23 protein-coding genes and 1 tRNA gene are annotated in these 25,132 nt (G+C 71.7%); 11 read left to right on the plus strand and 13 right to left on the minus strand.

The genetic code is table 11. The annotated features are described in order from the left end of the window. Nucleotides 1–69: 69 nt before the first annotated feature. From ACIQNG_RS15905 to ACIQNG_RS15915, 3 genes are all read right to left on the minus strand, one after another. Entirely contained in the window at nt 70–1,287 is a 1,218-nt protein-coding gene (locus ACIQNG_RS15905; protein ID WP_401485701.1) for an Ig-like domain-containing protein, read from the minus strand. A gap of 159 nt (nt 1,288–1,446) precedes the next feature. Next, a complete protein-coding gene (locus ACIQNG_RS15910; protein ID WP_401485435.1) occupies nt 1,447–2,478 on the minus strand; it encodes a P1 family peptidase in 1,032 nt (343 codons plus the stop codon). A 39-nt stretch (nt 2,479–2,517) separates the two neighbouring features. Continuing rightward, nucleotides 2,518–3,756 carry a low temperature requirement protein A gene (locus ACIQNG_RS15915; RefSeq protein WP_401428650.1) on the minus strand — a complete coding sequence of 413 codons (1,239 nt, stop codon included), beginning with the start codon at nt 3,754–3,756 and terminating at the stop codon, nt 2,518–2,520. Nucleotides 3,757–3,841: 85 nt separating this feature from the next. On the opposite strand from ACIQNG_RS15915, the gene ACIQNG_RS15920 reads away from it, so the two are divergent. Continuing rightward, a complete protein-coding gene (locus ACIQNG_RS15920; RefSeq protein WP_401485437.1) occupies nt 3,842–4,024 on the plus strand; it encodes a hypothetical protein in 183 nt (60 codons plus the stop codon). A gap of 130 nt (nt 4,025–4,154) precedes the next feature. Here the strand turns inward: ACIQNG_RS15920 and mscL are convergent, their stop codons facing one another. The 6 genes from mscL to ACIQNG_RS15950 all read right to left on the minus strand — a co-directional run bounded on the left by mscL (nt 4,155) and on the right by ACIQNG_RS15950 (nt 10,315). Beyond that, nucleotides 4,155–4,685 carry a large conductance mechanosensitive channel protein MscL gene (gene mscL / locus ACIQNG_RS15925; RefSeq protein WP_401485438.1) on the minus strand — a complete coding sequence of 177 codons (531 nt, stop codon included), beginning with the start codon at nt 4,683–4,685 and terminating at the stop codon, nt 4,155–4,157. A 138-nt stretch (nt 4,686–4,823) separates the two neighbouring features. Beyond that, the gene (locus tag ACIQNG_RS15930; protein WP_401485440.1) at nt 4,824–5,330 is read right to left on the minus strand and encodes a hypothetical protein; all 507 of its coding nucleotides are present in this window, start codon (nt 5,328–5,330) and stop codon (nt 4,824–4,826) included. A gap of 340 nt (nt 5,331–5,670) precedes the next feature. Beyond that, nucleotides 5,671–6,504, minus strand: coding sequence for an S-methyl-5'-thioadenosine phosphorylase (locus tag ACIQNG_RS15935; protein ID WP_401485442.1), 834 nt, complete (start codon nt 6,502–6,504; stop codon nt 5,671–5,673). A 174-nt stretch (nt 6,505–6,678) separates the two neighbouring features. Next, nucleotides 6,679–7,056, minus strand: coding sequence for an FmdB family zinc ribbon protein (locus ACIQNG_RS15940; protein ID WP_401428665.1), 378 nt, complete (start codon nt 7,054–7,056; stop codon nt 6,679–6,681). 68 nt (nt 7,057–7,124) lie between these two features. Beyond that, entirely contained in the window at nt 7,125–8,417 is a 1,293-nt protein-coding gene (locus ACIQNG_RS15945; RefSeq protein WP_401428667.1) for an MFS transporter, read from the minus strand. Nucleotides 8,418–8,731: 314 nt separating this feature from the next. Continuing rightward, on the minus strand, nt 8,732–10,315 hold the full coding sequence (locus ACIQNG_RS15950; RefSeq protein ID WP_401428669.1) for a potassium/proton antiporter: 1,584 nt from the start codon (nt 10,313–10,315) through the stop codon (nt 8,732–8,734). 205 nt (nt 10,316–10,520) lie between these two features. Here ACIQNG_RS15950 and ACIQNG_RS15955 point away from each other — a divergent pair, with 205 nt between their 5' ends. After that, nucleotides 10,521–13,382 (plus strand): penicillin acylase family protein, encoded by a 2,862-nt coding sequence (locus ACIQNG_RS15955; RefSeq protein ID WP_401485444.1) that lies wholly within the window; start codon nt 10,521–10,523, stop codon nt 13,380–13,382. 179 nt (nt 13,383–13,561) lie between these two features. Here the strand turns inward: ACIQNG_RS15955 and ACIQNG_RS15960 are convergent, their stop codons facing one another. Next, nucleotides 13,562–14,215 (minus strand): 5-formyltetrahydrofolate cyclo-ligase, encoded by a 654-nt coding sequence (locus ACIQNG_RS15960; protein ID WP_401485446.1) that lies wholly within the window; start codon nt 14,213–14,215, stop codon nt 13,562–13,564. Nucleotides 14,216–14,276: 61 nt separating this feature from the next. Between ACIQNG_RS15960 and galU the strand changes: the two genes are divergently transcribed. The 7 genes from galU (at nt 14,277) to ACIQNG_RS15995 (ending at nt 20,223) form a co-directional block, all read left to right on the plus strand. Next, on the plus strand, nt 14,277–15,179 hold the full coding sequence (galU, locus tag ACIQNG_RS15965; protein ID WP_401434110.1) for a UTP--glucose-1-phosphate uridylyltransferase GalU: 903 nt from the start codon (nt 14,277–14,279) through the stop codon (nt 15,177–15,179). Between the two features lie 4 nt (nt 15,180–15,183). Next, nucleotides 15,184–16,551, plus strand: a complete 1,368-nt coding sequence (glp, locus tag ACIQNG_RS15970; RefSeq protein WP_401485448.1) for a gephyrin-like molybdotransferase Glp — start codon at nt 15,184–15,186, stop codon at nt 16,549–16,551. Between the two features lie 85 nt (nt 16,552–16,636). Continuing rightward, nucleotides 16,637–17,116: a cyclic pyranopterin monophosphate synthase MoaC gene (moaC, locus tag ACIQNG_RS15975; protein ID WP_401434114.1), complete on the plus strand. Its 480-nt coding sequence runs from the start codon at nt 16,637–16,639 to the stop codon at nt 17,114–17,116. Nucleotides 17,117–17,247: 131 nt separating this feature from the next. Continuing rightward, on the plus strand, nt 17,248–17,796 hold the full coding sequence (locus ACIQNG_RS15980) for a molybdenum cofactor biosynthesis protein B (protein ID WP_401434658.1): 549 nt from the start codon (nt 17,248–17,250) through the stop codon (nt 17,794–17,796). 17 nt (nt 17,797–17,813) lie between these two features. Continuing rightward, entirely contained in the window at nt 17,814–18,512 is a 699-nt protein-coding gene (locus ACIQNG_RS15985) for a GNAT family N-acetyltransferase (protein ID WP_401485450.1), read from the plus strand. 172 nt (nt 18,513–18,684) lie between these two features. After that, the gene (locus tag ACIQNG_RS15990) at nt 18,685–20,043 is read left to right on the plus strand and encodes a hypothetical protein (RefSeq protein WP_401485452.1); all 1,359 of its coding nucleotides are present in this window, start codon (nt 18,685–18,687) and stop codon (nt 20,041–20,043) included. A 106-nt stretch (nt 20,044–20,149) separates the two neighbouring features. Next, nucleotides 20,150–20,223, plus strand: a tRNA-Ala gene (locus ACIQNG_RS15995). A 110-nt stretch (nt 20,224–20,333) separates the two neighbouring features. Here the strand turns inward: ACIQNG_RS15995 and ACIQNG_RS16000 are convergent. After that, complete coding sequence (locus tag ACIQNG_RS16000) at nt 20,334–21,140, minus strand: hypothetical protein (RefSeq protein WP_401434121.1); 807 nt, start codon at nt 21,138–21,140, stop codon at nt 20,334–20,336. Between the two features lie 75 nt (nt 21,141–21,215). Further along, nucleotides 21,216–21,701, minus strand: coding sequence for a GNAT family N-acetyltransferase (locus ACIQNG_RS16005; protein WP_401485704.1), 486 nt, complete (start codon nt 21,699–21,701; stop codon nt 21,216–21,218). Nucleotides 21,702–21,795: 94 nt separating this feature from the next. Between ACIQNG_RS16005 and ACIQNG_RS16010 the strand changes: the two genes are divergently transcribed. Beyond that, entirely contained in the window at nt 21,796–22,590 is a 795-nt protein-coding gene (locus ACIQNG_RS16010) for an exodeoxyribonuclease III (protein ID WP_401434663.1), read from the plus strand. A gap of 45 nt (nt 22,591–22,635) precedes the next feature. Here the strand turns inward: ACIQNG_RS16010 and ACIQNG_RS16015 are convergent, their stop codons facing one another. Next, nucleotides 22,636–23,325 carry a MerR family transcriptional regulator gene (locus tag ACIQNG_RS16015; protein ID WP_401485706.1) on the minus strand — a complete coding sequence of 230 codons (690 nt, stop codon included), beginning with the start codon at nt 23,323–23,325 and terminating at the stop codon, nt 22,636–22,638. A 199-nt stretch (nt 23,326–23,524) separates the two neighbouring features. Here ACIQNG_RS16015 and ACIQNG_RS16020 point away from each other — a divergent pair, with 199 nt between their 5' ends. After that, a complete protein-coding gene (locus tag ACIQNG_RS16020) occupies nt 23,525–25,132 on the plus strand; it encodes a flavin-containing monooxygenase (RefSeq protein WP_401485454.1) in 1,608 nt (535 codons plus the stop codon).

Genomic DNA, 25,132 nt, shown 5'->3' on the forward strand with positions numbered 1-25,132 from the left:
CCGCGCGAGAAGTTCCCGCGCGGCCCGATGGTCCCTCAAAAATACCTGGTCAGTGCGGCGTTGGACAGATCAGGCCACGCTGTCCGCGGTCCACTGGCTCCAGGACATGTTCCAGCCGTTGAGCCCGTTGTCGGGGGCCACCGTGTCGTCGGGGGAGTTCTTCACGATGACGACGTCCCCGAGCAGGGAGTTGTCGTAGAACCACTTGGCCTCGGTGTCGCCCTGCGCGCCCTGCACATCCGCGAGGCCCACACAGCCGTGGCTGGTGCCCTGGCGGCCGAAGGGCGGATTGCCCTTGGGGTACCAGTAGTTGCCGTGCAGGAACGTTCCGGAGGTGGTCAGGCGCATCGCGTGCGGGACGTCCGGGATGTCGTACTCGCCGCCGAAGCCGACGGTCGAGCCGTTCATCCGGGTCTCCTTGAACTTCTCCGAGATCACCATCTGCCCGTTGTACGTCGGGTTCTCCGCGCTGCCGGCCGAGATCGGCACCGACTTCAGCACCTTGCCGTCGCGCTTCACGGTCATGGTCTGCGTGCCGACGTCGACGGTGGACACCTGGGAGCGGCCGATGGTGAAGTTCACGGTCTTCTTCTGGACCCCGAAGACACCGTTCGCGCCCTCGACACCGTCCAGGTCGATCTTCATCGTGACCTTGGAGCCGGCCTTCCAGTAGTCCTGCGGCCGGAAGTCCAGGCGCTGGCCGTCGAACCAGTGCCCCACCACCTCCTGACCGCTGCTCGACGTGACCGTGATGCCCTTCTGCACGGACTTCCGGTCGGTGATCGCCTTGTCGAACCGGAACGACACCGGCATCCCCACACCCACCGTCGACCCGTCGTCCGGCGTGTACGTCCCGATGAAGCTGTTGTCCGGGCTGACCGTCGTGAACACCGAGTTCGCCGACGTCGGCCGCCCGTCGCCGCCCTTCGCGCGCGCCGCGATCCGGTACTTCGTCCCGCGCTCCAACTGCTCCTTCGGCTTCCAGCTCACCCCGTCCGCCGACACCGCGCCCGGCACGTCCTGCCCGGTCTCCGCCACGGTCATCCGCACGTCCGTCAGCCGGCCGTCACTGACCTTCACACCGGTCTTGTTGATGGAGGCCCCGGCCGACCCGTCCTCGGCGGAGATCACGATACGGGCGCCCTGGTCGCCCGACTCCTTCCCGCCCCGACCGCCCTTGCCGTCATCGGCCCCGGCGCTGCCCCCGCACGCGCTCAGCACCATCGCCCCGACCACGAACGCCGCCCCGGCCACGACCCCGCGCCTGGCCCTCCCCGCTATGCCCATGTTCCCCACGGCTTGCTCCCTGTTCCCACGTTCTGCCTCGTCCACCCGTTCCGCGAGGAAAGAGGGAGCCGTCAGCGGCCCGGTTCCGCCCATGTCTTCTGGACATCACCGCGTGACAGAACCGGGACAAACGCCGGGGTGGGAGGGGGTGCGGACCCGTCAGTTCCGGGTGCCGTACAGCTCGGTGTACGAGGGCCAGAGGCCGCCCGGTCCGGCCACCGGGGTCGCCGCGCGCACCGCCCGGGTGATCGCCCGGGTCACCGTGTCCGCCGCCGCGGCGAGGAGTTCATTGAGGGTGAGGGGCCGCTTCGGGGGCAGCGGGCGGTCGGCCGTGGCGAGGGCGAAGACCGTGTCGCCGTCGTTCAGGAGGTGGACGGGGCGCACCGCGCGGGCGATGCCGTCATGCGCCGTGCCCGCGAGCTTCTGGGCCTGCGCCTTCGACAGGTCCGCGTCCGTGGCGACCACCGCCAGCGTGGTGTTCAGCGGCGGCAGGGTGTTGCGCGCCGCGGCCTCGGCGATGCTCCGGGCCGCCGCCTCATGGACCTCCGCGCTCGGATAGACCACCCGGCCCCCGTACAACTCCCCGTACATCACCCCCGTCCGCGGATCCATCACCTCGCCCGCCGCGTTGGCCACCACCAGCGCCGCCACCGTGAACCCCGACTCCGTCACCGTGCTCGCCGTGCCCACCCCGCCCTTCAGATGACCCACCGAGGCGCCCGTCCCGGCCCCGACGACCCCCTCGGCCACCGCCGCACCCGGCCCGCTCGCCGCCGCGGCCTCCACCGCCGCCCGCCCGGTCGCCGCGTCGGGCCGCGCCCGGAAGTCACCACCGCGCCCCAGGTCGAAGATGCACGCGGCGGGCACGACCGGCACCACATGCCGCGGATCCGGGCCCACCCGCACCCCGCGCCCGCGCTCCTCCAGCCAGGCCATCACCCCCGACGCCGCGTCGAGCCCGTACGCGCTGCCGCCCGTCAGCACGATCGCCTCGACCCGCTGCACCACATTGCGGGGGTCGAGCGCGTCGGTCTCCTTGGTGCCGGGCCCGCCGCCGCGCACATCCACCGCGACGACCGCCCCGCCCTCGGGCGCGAGCACGACCGTCGTCCCCGTCAGCCAGCCCTCCCCGTCACACGTCGCGTGCCCCACCCGCACACCGGCCACATCCGTCAGAGCGTCCACTGTCATGCCCCCCAGTCTCGCCCCACCCGCCCCGCGACCAGGGGCTCACCGCGCCTCGGACAGCTGAGCCGGACCCCGGCCCCGCCCCGGTCTCCGCAGCGCCAGCGTCTCCCCGGCCACCACCGCCAGCGTCATCACCACGCCCGCCGCCAGTACGGCCCACGTCCCGCAGAACGTGCAGCCGATGACCAGCAGGGCCGCCACCGGGAGGACCAGATGCTCGGTGATGCCCATCTTGAAGTGGCGGGAGTGCAGCGCCCACACCGCCAGCAGGTACAGCGCCGTCGGCAGGGTCACCGCCGCCGACGCGGCCAGGGTGGAGAGGTCGGCCTCATGGACGGCCTGCTCGATCGTCACCTCCAGACCGCCGCCGATCGCCGCCGCCGAGGCGAAGATCAGGTAGTGGCCGTAGCCCCATAGAAACGCCTGTCTGTTGCCCCGCAGATGGCCGTGGATCGGGACGGCGAAGTAGATCCACCAGGCCGCGAACACGATCAGCAGGCCGCCCGCCGCGATGGGCAGCAGCGTGGCCACCGCCGCGTTCACATCCACACCGGACTTCACGGCGACCGTCGCCGCGGCGACCGACTCACCCAGCACGATGATGGTGAACAGCCCGTACCGCTCGGCGATATGACGCGGATGCCACGGACTGGCGAAACCGCGCTCCGCGAACAGCGGAACGCTCAGCTCCGCGACCACCATCACCAGGAACACCCAGGAGCGCGCCGACTCCGGCAGGAACACCAGCCCCAGCCAGCCGATCTGGCACACCAGGATCCCGATCGCGTACCGCAGGGCGCAGCGCCGCTCCTCCCCGGCCGCGTCCCGCGCCGCTCTCAGCCACTGGGACGCCATCGCCACCCGCATGATCGCGTAGCCGAGCCAGACCAGCACGAAGTCATGCTGGTCGAAGGCGCGCGAGACACCGGCGGCGAGTACCAGCACCCCCGCGATCTGCACCAGGGTCACCACGCGGTACAGCACGTCGTCGTTGTCGTACGCCGAGGCGAACCAGGTGAAGTTCATCCAGGCCCACCACACGGCGAAGAACACCATCGCGTAGTTCAGGATCCCCTCGCCGACCCGCCCCTCGGCGAGCGCGTCCACCAACTGCACCCCGGCCTGGGCCACCGCGACCACGAAACACAGGTCGAAGAACAGCTCCAGCGGGGTCGAGGCGCGATGCTCCTCGCCGCGTCCTCGCGCGGTGAGCCGCCGCAGGGGCCCACGGGGCTCCGCCGGGCCCGAGGGGGCCGTCGGCGGGGGTGAGCTGGAGGTCATGATTCCCAGCAGAACAGATCCCCTCGGGAATCTCCTGCGCGGACGTTCGCGAGGGGGACGGGGGCCGGGGCCGTACGCTGGAGGCATGACGACCGCCCCCGAACCCGAGCCCCGCGCCCCGAGGCCCGCGCTGGTCTTCGACGACCCGCTGGACACCCCGTCCTCGGACGACACGGACCGGGGCTGGGGTGACCGGGCGGGCTCGGAGAGCAGCAGCGCCGACGACCTGCGCCGCTTCCTCGACGAGAAGCCGCCCCACCACCTCTGAGCCGCACCGCGCGCCCCGGGGGGCCGTGCCCCGCGGAGCCGTGCTTCCGGGATACACGCCCCGGGGACCCGCGCGACAGGGCCTCGCGCGACAGAGCCTCGCGTCCCCGGGACCCGCCGAACCGCGCGAGCTAGCCTTCCCCGCGCCCCGTACCGCCGGATCCACCGGTACCGCCCACGCCGCCGGATCCGCCGGAGCCGCCCGCACCGCGCTGGGCCACCAGTTCGTCGCGGATCTCCTTGAGGACCTCCAGTTCGGTCAGCTCGATGATCTCCGCTGTGCCCTCCTTCGCCTTGCGGCGGGCTTCCTGCCGGGCCAGGTACTTCGCCATCGGCAGGACCATCAGGAAGTAGACCACCGCGGCTGTGATCACGAAGCTCAGCGCGGAGCCAAGGACCGAGCCCCAAAGGATCATCACACCGCTGGAGACCGTACCGTCGGCCGCCTTCTGGCACGGGCCCTTCAGACAGGAGCTGTAGCTGTCCAGGTTCTGGGTGCCGATCGCTCCGACCAGCGGGTTGATGACACCCCTCACCACCGAGTTGACGATGTTGGTGAAGGCGGCGCCGATGACCACCGCGACTGCCAGATCGACGACGTTCCCGCGCATCAGGAAGGCTTTGAAGCCGTCCCAGAGACCCGGATCCTTCTTCTCGCTCACCTCGGAGCCTTCCTTCACACACGCACATAGGGGAATGGACCGCTCCGCAACCTACGTCAGGGTGCCGCCATCCTGTCCAATCCCATCCCTCGATCGAGCGACTTGACACGGGTGTGAGTGGCCCCTGCGGGGCGTGGATCAGCACAGGGTCACCGCCAGACTGGCCGTCGTACCCGCCCCGACCAGGACCGCCGCCGTGGCCCGGGGGACCGACAGCAGCACCAGCGCCCCGCCCGCCGCGGATTCCGCCGAGGCTCCCTCCCCGGGCCCGTCCAGGGGCTTCGGCACCTCGGTCACCAGCGCGCCCCGCGCCACCACGCGCGCGTCCCCGCCGCCGGTCGCGGTCTCCCGCGCGGCGATGACATCGACCCGGTCGCCGGGGCGCAGCAGCCGGACCGTCGCGGCGTCCGCGATCCGCACCGGCGCGGTCACCTTCCTCGGCGGCGCCCCGGCCCGTTCACGCGGCGGCCCGCCATCCGTCTCCGCAGGCTCCCGGGGGCCCGCCGCCACCAGCGCCGCCGTGACGACGAGACCCACCGCCAGGGCCCGCCCGCGGTGTCGTACGAGTCGGCTCCGGCTCAGCCGACAGCGTCCACCGCGCACCCGCACGGGCGCGAACTGCGGCACCTCGCACGGCGGCGGCACATCACCCCCTGACGGACCTGACGGACCTGACGGACCTGACGGACCTGACGGACCTGACGGACCCGCACGGGACGGAGTCGGAGGAGGAACGGGAGGGACGCGAGGAACGGGACGAACAGGAGGAACACGAGGAACGGGTGGAACAGGACGAACGGGAGGAACGAGCGACACGGTGCTCACCACCTGCGAAGGAACCGGCTGGACCCCCCACGATGAGGCTTTTCGCCGATCTCCGCCGAGCCCCGTGTCCTACTCCCCGGTTGTGGACAACTCCGCCACCCGAATGAGGAGTTCCACCCCGCCGAGACGTTTCTTCAACCTCCCCGGCACCCCACCCCGCCTACGGCAACACGATCCCCGGCTCCGCCCCACTCAACGCCGTCGTGCACAGACACTCCCGCTCCCCGCTCGCCGGCAGCCCGCCCACCGTGTCGAAGAGCACCCCCCGCAGCCGGTCCACGTTGGCCGCGAACACCCTCAGCACCTCCTCGTGGGAGACGCCCTCGCCGGTCTCGGCGCCCGCGTCCAGGTCGGTCACCAGCGTCAGCGAGGTGTAGCAGAGTTCCAGCTCACGGGCGAGCACGGCCTCCGGGTGGCCGGTCATGCCGACCACCGACCAGCCCTGCGCCCGGTGCCACAGCGACTCCGCGCGGGTGGAGAAGCGCGGCCCTTCGACCACGACCAGCGTGCCCCCGTCCACCGGTTCCCAGTCCCGTCCGCGCGCGGCCTTCAGCGCGGCCGAGCGGCCGACCGGGCAGTAGGGGTCGGCGAGGGACACATGGACCACGTTCGGCACGGTTCCGTCGGCCAGCGGCAGCCCGTCGTAGTACGTCTGGGTCCGGGCCTTCGTACGGTCCACCAGTTGGTCGGGGACCAGCAGGGTGCCCGGCCCGTACTCGGGGCGCAGACCGCCCACCGCGCACGGGCCGAGGACCTGGCGCACGCCGACCGACCGCAGGGCCCACAGGTTGGCCCGGTAGTTGATCCGGTGCGGCGGCAGCCGGTGGTCGCGTCCGTGACGGGGCAGGAACGCGACCCTTCGGCCGCCGATGTCGCCGAGGAAGAGGGAGTCACTGGGCGCCCCGTACGGGGTGTCGACCTGGACCTCGGTCACCTGGTCGAGGAACGAGTAGAAGCCGGAACCGCCGATTACACCGATCTCTGCGTTCTCCATGCCCAGCACACTAGCCATGCCCAGCACACAAGCCATGCCCAGCACATCAGCCATGCCCGGCACGCCGGCCGCCGCTCACGAAGGACCGCCGCGTGCCCCGGGAACGCCGAACACCCCGCCGCCCCGCGCGACGAACGGCGGGGCGACGGGGCGACGGGGTACGGCGAAGAGGAGTTACGCCGCCGAACTACCGGCGGACGAACTGGAGCCCGACGACTTCGACCCGGAGGACGAAGCGGAAGACTTCTTCTCCGAGGAAGAGGAGGACGAGGAGTCCGAGGACGAGGAAGACGAGGAAGACGACGAGGACGACGACTTACCGTCCGTCGAGGACCCCGAGGCCGACTTCGCCGCCGGCGCGCTGCTGGACGACGAGCCGCGGCTGTCGTTGCGGTAGAAACCCGAGCCCTTGAAGACGATGCCCACCGCGGAGAACACCTTCTTGAGGCGGCCACCGCAGTTGGGGCACTCGGTCAGGGCGTCGTCGGTGAACTTCTGCACCGCCTCAAGGCCCTCGCCGCACTCGGTGCACTGGTACTGGTAGGTCGGCACTGGTCTTCCTCCTGGCACTCTCACTCGATGAGTGCTAACGACGGTCCATAGTGACGTATTCCTCGGGATCAGTCCACTGCGACCGGCTCGCGGTGACCCACGCCACGCGCGACGGTACGGCTCTGGGGGCGGGCCGCCAGAGCGGAACGCAGGGCCACGACCGTCAGCAGCGCCAGCACCGTACCGCCCATCGGCACCAGGAACCCGGCGCCGTCCCACAGACGGTCCTCCAGTTGTCCGGCGACCGTCACGGCCGCCGCCTGCCCCAGCGCCACGGCGCCGGTCAGCCAGGTGAACGCCTCGGTGCGGGCCCCGGCCGGGACCAGCCCGTCGACCAGGGTGTAGCCGGTGATCAGCGCGGGCGCGATGCTCATGCCGACCAGCAGGCCGAGGCCGGCCAGCAGTACGACCGACTGCGCGGCCCACAGCCCGGACGCGGTCAGCGCGAGAGCCGCGTAACCGGCGACCAGCCGGTGCTGCGGGGCCGACTTCCAGGCGATGGCGCCGCACGCGACACCGGCGAGCATGTTGCCCGCGGCGAAGGTGCCGTAGAGGACGCCGTTCAGGCCCGGTCGGTCGATCGACTCGGTGAACGCCGCCAGCGAGACCTGCATGCCGCCGAAGACCGAACCGATGCCCAGGAAGGCCACGATCAGCACCCGCACACCGGGGATCCGCAGCGCGGACACCTGCTCCACGCGGGCCTGCCCCCGGGGGGACACCGTGGGTTGGGTGCCCTTCTGCGCGGCGAACAGCAGACCGCCGACCAGGGTCAGGGACGCCTCGGCGATCAGGCCCGCGGCAGGGTCGACGGTCGTGCACAGCGCGGTCGCGAGCAGTGGGCCGAGGACGAAGGTCAGCTCGTCGGTGACCGACTCGAAGGCCGCCGCCGTACTCATCAGGGGCGTGCCCTGGAGCTTCGCCGCCCAGCGGGACCGGACCATGGGGCCGATCTGCGGCACCGACGCACCCGTGGGCACGGCCGCCGCGAACAGCGCCCACAGGGGCGCGTCGGAGAGGGCCAGCACGGTCAGGGTCAGGCCCGACAGGGTGTGTACCAGGACGCCGGGGAGCAGGACCGCGCGCTGGCCGAGGCGGTCGGCGAGGCGTCCGCTGTAGGGCGCGAAGAGCGCCATGGAGACACCGGTGACGGCGGCGACGGCACCGGCCGCGCCGTACGAGCCGGTGGTGTGCTGCACCAGCAGCACGATGGAGATGGTCAGCATCGCGAACGGCTGGCGTGCCGCGAAGCCGGGGAGCAGGAAGGCCCAGACGCCACGGGTGCGCAGCAGGCTGCCGTATCCAGGGCGGGCGGATTCCGGTGTGTTCTTCGACGGCTCGTCGGTGACCGTGGACACCACGGCCCGTGCCTTTCTGCCGCCTGGTGGCACCCGCACGGGGGCGCCGAGAGCTGTCCTCTTGCGCGGAACTGCGGTAGATACCGGCATCCACTCAGGAGACGTCCCGGCCGCCATACGGTCGCGCCAGCTCTGCGTCAGGCAGAGTCGGTTCGATCAGGTCCGCCCTAATCGTACTAGGAAGACCCGCCTGCCCCCACCTGCCGGTACGAGACACGGGCCACGGGCCGCGAGACACGGGCCACGGGCCACGGGCCACGGGCCACGAGACACGGGCCACGGGCAGCGGGGCCACGGGACACCCTGAGCCGCCCCGCTCAGCGCCGCGATCTCGTGACGATCGCCCGCGCGGCCGTCCCGTTCGCCCCGAGCCATCCGGCCAGCTTGCCGCCCTGGCCCACGGCCCGCAGCCGGGCCTCCGCCGCGTCCCGGACCGGGTCCGTCGCGACGACCAGCAGCTCGTCACCTCGCCGCAGCACCGTCGTGGGCAGCGGTACGAAGGACTTCCCGTCGCGTACGACGAGGGTGACGGCGGCGCCCGCGGGCAGCCGCAGCTCGCCCACCTCGACGCCGTGCATCCGGGAGCCGCCGGGGATCGCGACGGACAGCAGATGGCCGCGCAGCCGCTCCAGCGGCGCCGACTCGATGCCGAGGTCCGCCGCCTCCGCCGTCTCGCCCAGCCGCAGCACCCGGCCCAGCCACGGCAGGGTCGGCCCCTGCACGAGGGTGTAGACGACGACCAGCACGAAGACGATGTTGAAGATGGTCTGGCTGCCGTCGACCCCGTTCACCATGGGGATGGTCGCCAGGACGATGGGCACGGCACCGCGCAGTCCGGCCCAGGACATCAGCGCCTGCTCCTGCCAGGGCACCCGGAACGGCACCAGACACAGCACCACGCTCAGCGGTCGCGCCACCATCGTCAGGACCAGCCCGATGACCAGCGCGGGCAGGATGTCGTCGCCCAGTTCGTGCGGGGTGACGAGCAGTCCGAGCAGCACGAACATGCCGATCTGGGCGATCCAGCCGAGCCCGTCGGCGAAGCCGCGGGTGGCGGGCGCGTGGGGGAGCCGGGCGTTGCCCAGCACCATGGAGGCCAGGTACACGGCGAGGAACCCGCTGCCGTGCGCCATCGCGCCGGCGGCGTACGCGGCCACGGCGATGGCCATGACGGCGATCGGGTAGAGACCGGAGGCGGGCAGCGCCACATGGCGCAGGCCCCAGGCGCCGAGGAAGCCGACGGCGAGGCCGATCGCGGCGCCGATGACCAGCTCCAGCGCTATCTCGCCCAGCAGTACGTACCAGTGCTCGATCGGACCGGCGGAGGAGAAGGCGACGACCAGGATGACGACGGGGGCGTCGTTGAACCCCGACTCGGCCTCCAGCGTGCCCTTCACGCGCGCGGGGAGCGGCACCTTGCGCAGCACGGAGAAGACCGCGGCGGCGTCCGTGGAGGACACCACGGCCCCGATGATCAGTGCCTGGCGCCAGTCGAGGCCGACCAGGAAGTGCGCGGCCGTGGCTGTGACCCCCACGCTCACCGCGACACCGGCCAGCGCGAGCGCGGAGGCGGCGGGCAGGGCCGGTCTGATCTCCTTCCACGTCGTGGCGAGACCGCCCTCGGCCAGGATCACGACGAGGGCCGCGTAGCCGATGACCTGGGTCAGCTCGGCGTTGTCGAACTGGATGTCGCCGATGCCGTCCTGGCCCATGGCGACGCCGATGCCCAGGTACACGAGCAGGCTGGGGAGCCCGCTGCGCGAGGAGATCCGGACCGCTGCGACGGCGACGAGCAGGACGAGCGAGCAGACGAGCAGGAGTTCGTTGAGGTCGTGGACAGTCAGCGGCCGTTCCCTTCCCTGGCCCACGCGCGCGTCACGCGTGTGAGCAGACCCGTACATAGGACACGAAGTACGGAACCGCGCGTCCAACTACTTCGTTACCTTACCTAACTCTTGACGCTTTCTTGACGTCCCCCGCGACAAGATCGAACGCTCGTGCGCGCTCGATCACCGATCCGCGTCAAGTGCTCCCAGGCCCTGCGCCTATGGTTGCTCCAGCACTCCAGGACCGCCTGCCGCTCGCGTTAGGACAGCAAGGACAGCGATGCCCTCCAACACCACCGCCACAACGGGTCGGAAGTCCGGCAGGAAGAAGGGACGCAAGGCCCGCCTGTTCGTGCTGGTCCTGGTGCTGGCGATCGTCGGCGGCCTCGCCTTCGGGGCGTACTGGACCATCAGTACGGTCCGGGCCTCCTTTCCGCAGACGACGGGCGAGCTGACCCTGGAAGGGCTGTCGGGGCCGGTGGACGTCAAGCGCGACGGTCACGGCATCCCGCAGATCTATGCCTCCTCCGACGCGGACCTGTTCATGGCGCAGGGCTTCGTGCAGGCGCAGGACCGGTTCTACGAGATGGACGTGCGCCGGCACATGACCTCCGGCCGGCTGTCGGAGATGTTCGGTGAGAGCCAGGTCGAGAACGACGAATTCCTGCGCACCCTGGGCTGGGACCGGGTGGCGAAGAAGGAGTACGAGTCCACGCTCTCCGACGAGACGAAGAAGTACCTCCAGGCGTACGCCAAGGGGGTCAACGCGTATCTGGCGGGCAAGGACGGCAAGGACATCTCCCTGGAGTACGCGGCGCTCGGCTTCACCAACGACTACAAGCCGACGCAGTGGACCCCGGTGGACTCGCTGGCGTGGCTGAAGGCGATGGCCTGGGACCTGCGCGGCAACATGCAGGACGAGATCGACCGCGCCCTGATGACCAGCCGGCTGGGCCCGCAGCAGATCGCCGACCTCTACCCGCAGTACCCGTACGACCGCAACAAGGCGATCGTCCAGGAGGGTCAGTACGACGAGCTGACCCGGACCTTCGACGGCGGTGAGGGCGGCTCCGGCACAGGCCAGGGCACCGGCACCGGCCTGGGCGGCGTGGGCACGGACACGGGCACGGACACCGGAACAGGCACCGGCACCGGCACCGACGTAGGCACAGACACCGGCACAGGCACCGGCACAGGGACGGGCGTAGGCACCGGCACCGACTCCTCGGGCCTCCAGACCCAGCTCTCGGGCCTCTACGACCTCCTGGACAACCTCCCCGAGGCCGTCGGCGTCAACGGCAACGGCATCGGCTCCAACTCCTGGGTCGTCGGCGGCGAGCACACCATCACCGGCAAGCCCCTGCTGGCCAACGACCCGCACCTGACGGCCTCGCTGCCGTCGGTCTGGTACCAGATGGGCCTGCACTGCCGGAAGGTCTCCAAGAGCTGCCAGTACGACGTCAGCGGCTACACCTTCGCGGGCATGCCCGGCGTGGTCATCGGCCACAACCAGGACATCTCCTGGGGCATGACCAACTCCGGCGTCGACGTCACCGACCTCTACCTCCAGAAGCTCACCGGCGAGGGCTATCTGTACGACGGCAAGGTCAAGCCGTTCACCACCCGCGAGGAGACCATCGAGATCGCGGGCGGCGACTCCAAGAAGATCGTGGTGCGCGAGACCAACAACGGCCCGCTGCTGTCCGACCGGGCCGGCGAACTCGTCAAGGTCGGCAGAAAGGCCACGGTCGAGAGTTCCGCGCCCGACCGCGGCGACGGCTACGGCATCTCGCTGCGCTGGACCGCGCTGGACCCGGGCACCTCCATGGACGCCGTCTTCGAGATGAACAAGGCGACCGGCTGGGAGGACTTCCGCGAGGCGGCGGCCCTGTTCGACGTGCCCTCCCAGAATCTCGTCTACGCCGACACCGAGAACCACATCGGCTACACGCTGCCCGGCAGGATCCCCACCCGCCCGGAGGGCGTGGACGGCTCGATCCCGCAGCCCGGCTGGGACCCCGAGCACCGCTGGACCGACTACATCGAGCAGGACGAACTGCCCTACGAGTACGACCCCGAGCGCGGCTACGTCGTCACCGCCAACCAGGCCGTCGTGGACGCCGAGGACTACCCGCACACCCTGACCACGGACTGGGGCTACGGCACCCGCAGCCAGCGGATCACCGACCTGATCGAGTCGAAGATCAAGGGCGACGGCAAGATCTCCACCGAGGACATGCGGCAGATGCAGATGGACAGCAGCAGCGAGATCGCCCGGCTGCTGGTGCCCACCCTGCTGAAGATCGACGTCGAGGACAAGGACGTCCGCGAGGCGCAGAAGCTGCTGGAGGGCTGGGACTACACCCAGGACGCGGACTCGGCAGCGGCGGCCTACTTCAACGCGACCTGGCGCAACATCCTCAAGCTCGCCTTCGGCCACAAGCTGCCCAAGGAACTCCGGGTCAAGGGCCAGTGCCTGTACGTCGACCCGGTCGAGAACACCGGTCCGGTGGACGACGACCGCAAGGTGCGCGAGTGCGGCCAGCGCGACGCCGAACAGGCCCAGCCGGACGGCGGCGACCGCTGGTTCGAGGTGGTCCGCAAGCTGATGGAGAAGCCGGACAGCGACTGGTGGACCACGCCCGAGTCGGGCAGCGGGCGCCCCGCCGCCGACAACCGGGACGACCTGTTCAAGCGCGCGATGATCGACGCCCGCTGGGAGCTGACCGCCAAGCTCGGCAAGGACATCGACTCCTGGAGCTGGGGCCGGCTGCACCGGCTGTTCCTGGAGAACCAGACGCTCGGCACCGAGGGCCCCGGCTTCCTCCGGTACATGCTCAACCGCGGCCCGTGGAAGATCGGCGGCGGCGAGGCCACGGTCAACGCGACCGGCTGGAACGCGGCGGGCGGCTACGGCGTCGTCTGGGTGCCGTCGATGCGCATGGTGGTCAACCTCGACGACCTCGACAAGTCGAAGTGGATCAACCTCAGCGGTGCCTCGGGGCACGCCTACAGCGCGCACTACACCGACCAGACGGAGAAGTGGGTCGCCGGTGAGCTGCTGCCCTGGGCGTTCACCGAGAAGGCGGTGGACGAGAGCACCAGCGACACGCTCGTCCTGATGCCCGCGAACGGCGGCTGACGGCCCGTCGGCAGGTCGACCCGTCGACCGGTCGGCCGGGCACCCTCACCGACCGCCGTCACCGACCGCCGTCACCGAGCAGCACCGTCACCGAGCAGCACCGTCACAGACAGCCGAAAGGCCCCCCACGCGCGTGGGGGGCCTTTTCGCGGACCGGACGACCCGGCGGTAACGGGATCTCAGGCCCCCGGGAACCGGCGGACCCCCGACGGAGTCACCACGGCCTGCACCGGCCGGTCGTGCGCTTCCGTCGGCACCCGCTCCAGCACCTCCGCGTCGTAGAGCAGCACCACCAGCGCGGGCCGGGCGCCGGAGCGCTCCAGCCGGGCGAGGACCCGGTCGTACGAGCCTCCGCCGCGCCCGAGCCGCATCCCGCGCGCGTCCACGGCGAGGCCCGGCAGCAGCACCACGTCCGCGTCCGTCACGGCGTCCGGGCCGAGCCGGTCACCGGCCGGTTCGAAGAGCGCCATCCTGCCGCCGTGCCGCACGCGCGCGAGGGAGCCCTCGCCGGTGTAGGCGCCCCAGTCCAGATCGTGGTCCGGGAGCAGCGCGGGGAGCAGTACCCGCACGCCGCGCGCGCAGAGCGCGTCCAGCAGGGCGACGGTGCCGGGTTCGGTCTCGACGGAGACGTACGCCGCCACCGTCCGCGCCCGCGCCAGCTCGGGCAGGTCGAGGGCGCGCTCGGCCAGCGCCCGGCCCCGGTCCCGTACGACATCCGCCGGCAACCCGCGCCTTACCGAGAGGAGATCCCGGCGCAACCTTCGCTTGTCAGAGTCCGTCTTACCTGCGATGTGACTCACCCGCTGTTTCCGTATCGTCTTAAATGTTCTCATATGGCAACCAAGGGGCTGGAGTCGCAGATTCCCGCCAAAGCCACCGGATAAGGTTGCGGCCATGACTCAGTCGCACCCCAGGATCAGCAAGGCTGTCATCCCCGCAGCAGGTCTCGGCACCCGGTTTCTGCCCGCGACCAAGGCCACCCCCAAAGAGATGCTGCCGGTCGTCGACAAGCCCGCGATCCAGTACGTGGTCGAGGAGGCCGTCTCCGCCGGTCTGGACGACGTCCTCATGGTCACGGGCCGCAACAAGCGCCCCCTTGAGGACCACTTCGACCGCAACTACGAGCTGGAGTCCGCCCTGCAGAAGAAGGGCGACGCCGAGCGACTGGCCAAGGTGCAGGAGTCCAGCGACCTCGCGACCATGCACTACGTCCGCCAGGGCGACCCCAGGGGCCTCGGCCACGCGGTGCTGTGCGCCGCGCCGCACGTCGGTGACGAACCCTTCGCGGTCCTCCTCGGCGACGACCTCATCGACCCGCGCGACCCCCTGCTCCAGCGCATGATCGACGTCCACGCGCAGCACGGCGGCAGCGTCGTCGCGCTCATGGAGGTCGCCCCCGAACAGATCCACCTCTACGGCTGCGCGGCCGTCGACCCCACCGCCGAGAACGACGTGGTCAAGGTCCACGACCTGGTGGAGAAGCCCGCCGCCGCCGACGCGCCGTCCCGCTACGCCATCATCGGCCGCTACGTCCTCGACCCGCACGTCTTCGACATACTGCGCAAGACCGAGCCCGGCCGCGGCGGCGAGATCCAGCTCACCGACGCCCTCCAGCAACTCGCCCAGGACGAGAAGGTCGGCGGCCCGGTGCACGGCGTCGTCTTCCAGGGCCGCCGCTATGACACCGGAGACCGTGGCGACTACCTGCGTGCCATTGTCAGACTCGCGTGCGAACGTGAAGACCTGGGACCGGACTTCCGGGCCTGGCTCCGCAGTTACGTCACCGAGGAGATGTAGCCACTTGAGCACCGCCGCGCCCCGCGCCGCCGACCAGGAGCACCTCTGGTCGGTGGACGAACACCTGGAGGACATCCTCGCCACCGTCCGCCCCCTCGACCCGATCGAGCTGCAACTGCTCGACGCCCAGGGCTGCGTCCTGGTCGAGGACGTCACGGTGCCGGTGTCCCTGCCCCCGTTCGACAACAGCTCGATGGACGGGTACGCGGTACGGGTCGCGGACATCACGGGCGCGAGCGAGGAGTTCCCGGCCGCCCTGGAGGTCGTCGGGGACGTCGCGGCGGGCGAGGCCGAGCTGGTGCACGTCGGCCCGGGGCAGGCCGCCCGCATCATGACCGGCGCCCCGCTGCCGCCCGGCGCCGAGACGGTCGTCCCCGTCGAATGGACCGACGGCGGCCTCGGCGCGGGCCCCGTCACCGGGATGCGCGCCCGCAGCCTGGCCCCCGAGGGCGCCGCCGGACAGGTGCTCGTCCACCGCTCCGCGCCGCCCCGCGCGCATGTGCGCGCCAAGGGCAGCGACGTACGGGCCGGAGACCGCGCGCTCGCGGCGGGCACGGTCCTCGGCGCCCCCCAGATCGCCCTCCTCGCCGCCATCGGCCGCGGCACCGTCCGGGTCCGCCCGCGCCCGCGCGTGGTGGTGATGTCCACCGGCAGCGAACTCGTCCAGCCCGACGAACAGCTCCGCGGCGGCCAGATCTACGACTCCAACAGCTTCGCCCTCACCGCCGCCGCCCGCGCCGCCGGAGCCATCGCCTACCGCGTGGGCGCCGTCGCCGACGACGCGGACACCCTGCGCACCACCATCGAGGACCAGCTCGTCCGCGCCGACCTCATGGTCACCACCGGCGGTGTCAGCGTCGGCGCCTACGACGTCGTCAAAGAGGCCCTGGAGCATGTCGCCGACGCGGACGAGGCGGGCAGCGGCATCGAGTTCCGCAAGCTCGCCATGCAGCCCGGCAGACCCCAGGGCTTCGGCTCCATCGGCCCCGACCACACCCCGCTGCTGGCACTCCCCGGCAACCCGGTGTCGTCGTACGTCTCCTTCGAGGTGTTCGTCCGCCCCGCGATCCGCACCCTGATGGGCCTGGACGACATCCACCGGCCCCGCACCCGCGCGAAGCTGGTCTCCCCGAAGGCGCTGACCTCGCCGAAGGGACGCCGACAGTTCCTGCGCGGCAGCTACACGGACGCACCGGAAGCCCCCGCCGGCCCCCCTGGCGCGAACGCCCCCGGCGGTACGGTCACCCCGGTCGGCGGAGCCGGCTCCCATCTGATCGCCGCCCTCGCGCACGCCGACGCGCTGATCGTCGTCCCCGAGGACGTCGAGACCGTCGAGCCGGGCAGCGAGGTCGAGGTGGTCCTGCTCCGCTGAACCCCTCCCCGTGGGGGTACCGTGTCGCGCACAACAGGCCCGTGCGCCCCACCGCGGCGGGCCCGGACCGGGAGCGCCACACACCATGAGCACGCAGGACCGACTCACCCATATCGACGCCGCCGGTGCCGCCCGGATGGTCGACGTCTCGGACAAGGACGTGACGGCGCGCACGGCCCGCGCGAGCGGGCGCGTCCTGGTCTCGCCGCGCGTGGTCGAGCTGCTGCGCGGGGAGGGCGTGCCCAAGGGGGACGCGCTCGCCACCGCGCGCATCGCGGGCATCATGGGCGCCAAACGCACCCCCGACCTGATCCCGCTGTGCCACCCGCTGGCGGTGTCAGGTGTGAGACTGGATCTGTCGGTCGTGGACGACGCCGTGGAGATCACCGCCACGGTCCGCACCACCGACCGCACGGGCGTCGAGATGGAGGCCCTCACCGCGGTCTCCGTCGCCGCGCTCACCGTGATCGACATGGTCAAGGCGGTCGACAAGGGAGCGGTCATCACGGACGTACGGGTGGACGAGAAGACGGGCGGCGCGTCGGGCGACTGGAGCCGATCGTGAGCGCCGGCACCCCGCACGCGGCCGGGCCCGGCGGTACGCCCGCCCCCGGCGGTACGCCTGCCCAGGGCGTTACACCCGCCCCCGCGGGCGACCACACCGCCGGTTCCGCGCTCACCGCCCCCTACGCCGCGCTGGTCGTCACCGCGTCCAACCGCGCCGCCGCCGGGGTCTACGCGGACCGGGGCGGCCCGCTGGTCGCCGAGGGCCTCACCCGCTTCGGCTTCACCGTCGACGGCCCCCGGGTCGTACCGGACGGCGACCCCGTGGAGGCGGCCCTGCGCGAGGGCGTGCGCGCGGGCTACGACGTGATCGTCACGACCGGCGGCACGGGCGTCTCCCCGACCGACCGCACCCCCGAGGCCACCCGGGCGGTGCTCGACACCGAGGTGCCGGGCATCGCCGAGGCCATCCGCGCCCACGGCCGCGACACGGTGCCGACCGCCGCCCTCTCGCGCGGACTCGCCGGGGTCGCGGGCGGCACACTGATCGTCAACCTCCCCGGCTCCACGGGCGGGGTGAAGGACGGACTGGCCGTCCTGGAACCCCTGTTGCGGCACGCCGTGGACCAACTCCGCGGCGGGGACCACCCCCGGCCGACGAGCGGGGAGCACCCCCGGCCGGCCCCGGCCGCCGCGCCCCATGACACCGACAGCTCCAGACACGCCGGAGGTCTCCGCTGAACAGCCCTTCCTGGCCGGTGGAGCTGGTCGACGACGAGGTCGCCCTCCGGCCGATAAAGCTGCGCGATCAGCGGGCCTGGCGCGAGGTGAACCGGCGCAACCGGGACTGGCTGCGCCCCTGGGAGGCGACCATCCCGCCGCCCACGCCGGGCGGGCCGATCGTGCACCGGCCCACCTACCGGCAGATGGTCCGCCATCTGCGCTCCGAGGCGCACGCCGGCCGGATGCTGCCGTTCATCATCGAGTACGAGGGGCGTCTGGTCGGGCAGTTGACCGTCGCGGGCATCACCTGGGGCTCGATGTGTTCCGGGCACATCGGCTACTGGGTGGACCAGTCGGTGGCGGGACGTGGCGTGATGCCGACGTCGGTGGCGCTTGTGACGGACCACTGTTTCCGCACGATGGGCCTGCACCGCATCGAGGTCTGCATTCGGCCCGAGAACGGCCCGAGCCGCCGGGTGGTGGAGAAACTCGGATTCCGTGAGGAAGGTCTCAGACCCCGTTATCTCCACATCGACGGCGCCTGGCGCGACCATCTCGTCTACGCGCTCACGGCGGAGGAAGTCCCGGAGGGCCTGCTCGCCCGCTGGCACCGCACCCGCGCCCAGCGGCCGGGAGCCGCAACCGAGGGCGGTGCCGCCGCCGATCAGCGCGGTGCCGGCGCCGATCAGCGCGGTGCCGCCGCCCGACCGTGGAACATCCACCGAGAAAATTGAATAAATGTTCGAAATGAATCGGCTACGGATCGTGTGCCCGACCATTGAATTCGCGATCCGACCGGTGTGCTGATCCATCGATCACAAAAAAAGTTCGAAATATCAGCCAGATCGTGCGACACACCGGCCCAATTGGCGGATGGCCTGATGCAATCCCCTCTACGGTTGGGGCGTGAGCAGCAGCGGCCTCATCTACGCAGTCATTGTCGGGGCCTGGGCCGCCTACTTGGTGCCGATGTGGCTCCGTAGGCAGGACGAGCTGAACGAGGCCCGTCCGACGGAACGCTTCAGCACCGCCATCCGGCTGCTGTCCGGACGGGCGGGCATGGAGCGCCGGTACGCCAAGGACCTGCAAGCGCGCTCCACCGACGAGGGGGAGCCCGCGCTCGACCCGGTCGTCACCGATTCGGTGGACGTCCGGGCCTTCGCCATGCCCCCGACCGCCCCCCGGGAGCGGGCCCGGGTGGAGGCGCCGATGGTGCCCAGGCCGGCGACCCGTCCGGCCCCCGAGCCGACCCCCGACGCCCCGTCCGACGCCCCCTCCTTCTCGCCCCCCCTCGCGCCGTCGGTGCCGAGGGCGCGGCGCACGCCGGGGTCGGAGGCCGCCGCGGCACGCGCCCGGCGTTCGAAGGTCCTCGCCCGCCGTCGCCGTACGACCACGATGCTCTTCCTCGCGTTCACGCTGGGCGCGATCGTCGCGGCCGTGGGCGGGCTGGCGTTCCTGTGGGCGCCCGGAGTCCCGGCGCTGCTGCTCAGCGGGTACATCGTCTATCTGCGCTCCCAGGAGCGACGCCGCTTCGCGTACCAGATGGACCGGCGGCAGGCCGAGTTGGCCGCGCAGCGGCTGCGGGACCGGGGCCGCCGCGGCCCGGACGACTGGCCCATGGACGACGGGGACGACGGAGGGGACCACGACGGCCGCGACCGCCGTGACTCCCGAGACTCCCGGGACGGGGACCGGAGCGGAGACCGGGACCGAGGGCACCGCCCCCGGGGCCGCCAGCCCTCCCGACGTTCCCCGTCCGCCTCCGTCTCCGCCTCCCTCTCCCTCGGCATCACCGACAGTGATGAGCCGGAGGTCGACTCCGAGCCCGGCCCGGACCCCGAACTGGCCGCGCTCGCGGCGGACCGGCGGGCCCTGGTGGAGCAGACCGATCACGCCGAGTGGGTCGATCAGCAGCGGGAGCGGCAGCGTGGCCCCGGCCGGGGCGAGAGCTGGGAGCCGGTGCCGGTGCCGCTGCCGACGTACGTGACCGCGCCGGTGGCCCCCCGCGCGACCGCCGACGTCGATCTCGCGGGGCCGGACGCGTGGAGTTCGGCACGGTCGAGTTCCGTCGCACCGCAGGAGGAGCCGGGCGACGAGCCCGGCGAGAGGCCGGAGGACCTGGAGACCGACGAGGACCGGACGGACGGCGACGGACGCACCGACGCCCGCCGCGCCGCCTCGGCCCGCCGCGCCCGCGAGCGGGGCCGCACCCCGCTGTTCGACCAGTACGAGGACGGCGACCGGCCACGCGCCGCCAACGAGTGAGAGCCGCCGCCCGGGTCGTCCCGACGCAGCTCAGGCCCGCGCGGACCCCCTCCGGAACGGATTTCCGGGCACGGCGATCGGGGTGCTAAGGTTTCACTCGTTGCAAGGGCCTGTGGCGCAGTCTGGTAGCGCACCTCGTTCGCATCGAGGGGGTCTGGGGTTCAAATCCCCACAGGTCCACCGCAGCTCAGAGCCCCGGCCGGGAGATCCGGCCGGGGCTCTTTGGCGTCGTGCGGCGGTCGGTCGGTTGCCGGTCCGTTGTCGGTTGTCGGTTGTCGGTCGGTCGGCGGTCAGTGGCAGTCGAAGCGCCAGTCCCAGGGAAGACCGGGGCACCGGCGGCAGTGGAAGAAGTAGACGCCGCCGCAGTCGCCCAGCTGTATGTCGCCGGTGATGGTCAGCAGGTGCTCCATGCGGTGGCCGCTGTCGCAGTCCGGCCAGTCGGCGGGCTGGGTCCAGGCGGGCCAGCCGCCGACCTTCGTCCCGATGATGTTGGAGTCGGGCGGCCACACGGAGCCGCCCGTCGGCGTCCGGAGGCGGGGCTCCCAGGTCTCCCACAGGTCCTGCGGCAGATCGAGCCATCTCGGGAAGTCCTCCGCGACCGTCGGGGTCAGCGTGGACGGCTCCGGCATGTTGTCCTCGTCGTACTCCCCTTCGCCCACCTCGGGGAGGTCGGACAGCAGCCCTCCGGCCACGACCTCCGCCTCGTTGCGCCAGTACAGCCGCGGCATCACCGGCCCCGGATCCTGCTCGTGCAGCAGCGCGCACCACACGAGTTGGAGCAGATCCGTGCCCGCCGGGAACTCCAGCCCCGGTACGTCCCGCGCGAACAACTGGAGGATCGGCACCATCGGCACCGCGCCTGGGACGATCTCGGTGCGGTTGCGCCAGTCGGAGCCGTACGTCCAGTGGTCCTCCTGCGCGCAGTACGGCCACGGCTCCTCCGCCGGCCACAGCAAGCCGCCCCCCAGCGAACTCTCCCGCACACCAGGGGTACCGGGTTCCGGACGGAGGAGGGTGGTCGCCCTGCCGAGGTCCCCGTACTCCGGTATCAGGGTGCGCAGATCCTTCGCCGGCATCGCGGGTGACGGTTCGGGCATCGCGGCTCCTCAGACGTACGGACAACGAGGGAAAGTCACCTGGACGCTAGTGCCTGCCACTGACAACGACGGGCGTCAGAGCGGCTTGGCGTAGCAGCGGCTCGACTCGTAGTGGCGGTAGTAGCCGAACTTCTCGCACGGCTCGTAGCCGCTGGACAGATACAGGGCGATGGCCTCCGGCTGGGCGATGCCGGTCTCCAGGACCATGCGGGTGCGGCCGGCCGCGCGGGCGTCGTCCTCCAGGGCGGCGAGGATCCGGCGGGCGAGGCCGTGGCCGCGCTGGTCTCGGACGACGAACATGCGCTTCAGCTCGGCGTCGCCGTCCGCGTACCCCCCGTCCGGTCGGTCGCTCTCGTCCTGGCTGCGCCAGCCGCCGGTGGCCACGGGGCGCTCGGCGGCGTCGTAGGCGATCAGATAGACGCCGTGCGGGGGCCGGAAGTCCTCGGGGGACAGGACGCTGGCGTCGCCCGTGTCGCCGTAGCGCTCGGCGTACTCGGCCTGGACCTCGTCGTTGAGCTTGACGGCGTCGGGGTGGTCGAAGGGGCGGCGGCGTATGTTCATGCTGGTCACCAGGCAAGGGTGCCTCAGCCTCGCCGGACAGTCATCGAGAAATGGATCTCGTCCAGGTCGCGGGTAGGGTGCCGGGGTGCTCACTGTGACCTCTGTGAATGTGAACGGGCTGCGCGCCGCCGCGAAGAAGGGCTTCGTGGAGTGGCTGGCGGCCACCGACGCCGATGTGGTGTGTCTCCAGGAAGTGCGGGCCGAGGCGGCGCAGTTGCCCCCGCACGTGGGCGCGCCCGAGGGATGGCACGTGGTGCACGCGCCGGCCGCCGCCAAGGGGCGGGCCGGGGTCTCCCTCTACACCCGGCGTGAGCCGGATCACGTCCGGATCGGATTCGGTTCGGGGGAGTTCGACGGCAGCGGGCGCTACGTCGAGGCCGATCTGCCCGGACTCACCGTCGCCTCCCTCTATCTGCCCTCCGGCGAGGTCGGCACCGAGCGGCAGGACGAGAAGTACCGGTTCATGGCGGAGTTCCTCCCGTACCTCAAGGAGACCCGGGCGCGGGCCGCCGCCGAGGGGCGGGAGGTGCTGGTCTGCGGGGACTGGAACATCGCCCACGAGAAGGCCGACCTCAAGAACTGGCGGGGCAACACCAAAGCCTCCGGGTTCCTGCCCGAGGAACGGGAGTGGCTGAGCGAGGTCTACGACGCCGGGTCCGGCGGGTACGTCGATGTCATGCGGGCGCTCCACCCCGACGTCGAGGGGCCCTACGCCTGGTGGTCCTACCGGGGGCGGGCCTTCGACAACGACACCGGCTGGCGGATCGATCTGCACGTGGCCACCCCCGGGATCGCCCGCCAGGCCGTGAAGGGGCTGGTCGAGCGGGCCGCCACCCACGCCGAGCGCTGGTCCGACCACGCGCCCGTCACGGTCGTCTACGACCGCTAGGGTCTGTCGCCCGGGTCGGCCCGGGTCGGCCCGGGTCGGCCCGGGTCAGCCCGGGTCAGCCCGGCCCCCCTGACTCCCCCGGCTTCCCTGGCTCTTCCGGGCCTCCCGGCTCTCCCCGCCGTCCTTGCGGATGCGGCGGTCCATCGCCAGGGACAGTTCCGCGTCCACCACGCTCTTCGCGAGCGGGCGCAGGCGTTGCACGTCCTCCTCGGGGGCGTGGCGCAGTACGAGGTCGGCGAAGAGTGCCGCGAGGGCGTCGGCGTGTTCGCGGACGCGGCCCGCCGCCGCCAGGACCTCCGAGAGCGGGATGCCCTCGGCGACCAGGGCGCGGGAGACGTCCAGCAGGCGGCGGCTGATGTGGACGATGTCCTCGCCGTCGGTGCCGAGGTAGCCGAGGTCCAGGGCGGCGGCGAGGTTCTCCGGGGTGTCCTGCCCGGCGAAGGCGTCGGCGAGTTCCTCGGGGGTGAGCCGGACCGGGGTCTCCTCGGTGGGCGGGCCGACGCCGAGCAGGTCGGCGACATCGCGCCCGTGGTCGAAGGCTTCGGCCAGCTCGGCGATGCCGTTCAGCGTGTGGCCCCGCTCCAGCAGCGCGGCGATGGTGCGCAGCCGGGCCAGGTGGTGGTCGTCGTACCAGGCGATACGGCCCGCCCGGCGAGGCGGCGGGATCAGTCTGCGCTCGCGGTAGAAGCGCAGGGTGCGCACGGTGATGCCGGCCGCCCGGGCCAGCTCGTCCATGCGGTACTCACGGGTCTCGACCGTCTCTGCCACGCTCGCACCTTAATTCGTACCGGCGGTAACTTTCCCTCTCCCGACCCCTACCGGTCGGTACGGTCCTCCTCTACGCTCCCCATTGCGCCAGTATTCACTGGCAAGGTCCAGGCGGGGCCTGGACCAGGGCTAGACGAGTTCCAGGGCGACGCGTGGAGGCGGCCAGATGGCTCAGGACACCCAGCAGGCACAGGACCGGCGTGAGCATGTGCGCGTCGCCGTGATCGGGTCCGGTTTCGGCGGCCTCGGGGCGGCCGTACGGCTGCGGCGCGAGGGGATCACCGACTTCGTGGTCCTGGAACGGGCCGGCAGCGTCGGCGGCACCTGGCGCGACAACAGCTATCCGGGCTGCGCCTGCGACGTCCCCTCCCACCTGTACTCCTTCTCCTTCGCGCCGCACCCCGACTGGCCGCGCACCTTCTCCGGGCAGGAGCACATCCGCGCCTACCTGGAGCATGTCGCCGATGTCTTCGGGCTGCGCCCGCACCTGCGCTTCGGCGCGGAGGTCACGAAGATGACCTGGGACGGCGAGGGGCTGCGCTGGATCGTGGAGACCGGCGCGGGCACGCTCACCGCCGATGTCGTCGTCTCCGCCACCGGCCCGCTGTCCGACCCCAAGGTGCCGGACATCCCCGGACTCGGCTCCTTCCCCGGCAAGGTCTTCCACTCCGCCCGCTGGGATCACGACTACGACCTGCGCGGCACACGGGTCGCGATGGTCGGCACGGGCGCCTCCGCCATCCAGATCGTCCCCGCCATCCAGCCCCAGGTGGAGCGGCTGACGATCCTCCAGCGGACCCCGCCGTGGGTGATGCCCCGGGTCGACCGGGCCATCAGCGGCGCCGAACGCGGACTGCACCGGCGGCTCCCGGTCACCGCGCAACTGCGGCGCGGACTGCTGTGGGGCATCCGGGAGATGCAGGTCCAGGCGTTCACCAAGCACCCCGACCAACTCGGGTTCGTGGAGAAGCTGGCGAAGCGGAACATGGCCCGCGCCATCAAGGATCCCGCCCTGCGCGCCAAGCTCACCCCGGACTACCGCATCGGCTGCAAGCGGATCCTGCTGTCCAGCACCTACTACCCGGCGCTCGCCCGCCCCAATGTGGACGTGGTCGCGAGCGGGCTGAGCGAGGTGCGCGGCTCGACCGTGGTCGCCGCGGACGGTACGGAGACCGAGGTCGGCGCCATCGTCTTCGGTACGGGCTTCCACGTCACGGACCTGCCGATCGCCGAGCGGGTCGTCGGCGCCGACGGACGCACCCTCGCCGAGGCGTGGCAGGGCGGCATGGAGGCGCTGCGCGGCGCCACCGCCGCCGGGTTCCCCAACCTGCTGACCGTCATCGGGCCCAACACCGGCCTCGGGAACTCCTCCATGATCCTGATGATCGAGTCCCAGCTGAACTACCTCGCCGACTACCTGCGCCAACTCGATCTGCTGGGTGGCCGGGTCGCCCTCGACGCCCGCCCCAGCGCCGTCGGCCGCTGGAACCGGCGGGTGCAGGAGCGGATGAAGCGGACCGTGTGGAACACCGGCGGCTGCACCAGCTGGTACCTCGATGCGGGTGGCCGCAACACCACCGTCTGGCCGGGCACCACCGCCGAGTTCCGGCGCGAGACCCGGCGGGTGGAGATGAGCGAGTACGCGGTGCTGCGCGCGCCCCGCCCGCCCGCGCAGGCCGAGGCGGCCTCTGCGGCGGCTCACGAGGCGGCTCCCGGGGCGGCTCCCGGGGCGGCTCCCGCGGGGGCTCCCGCCGACGACGAGGTGAGCGCGTGA

It is taken from the genome of Streptomyces sp. NPDC091377, from assembly GCF_044757045.1.
Taxonomy (GTDB): Bacteria; Actinomycetota; Actinomycetes; order Streptomycetales; family Streptomycetaceae; genus Streptomyces.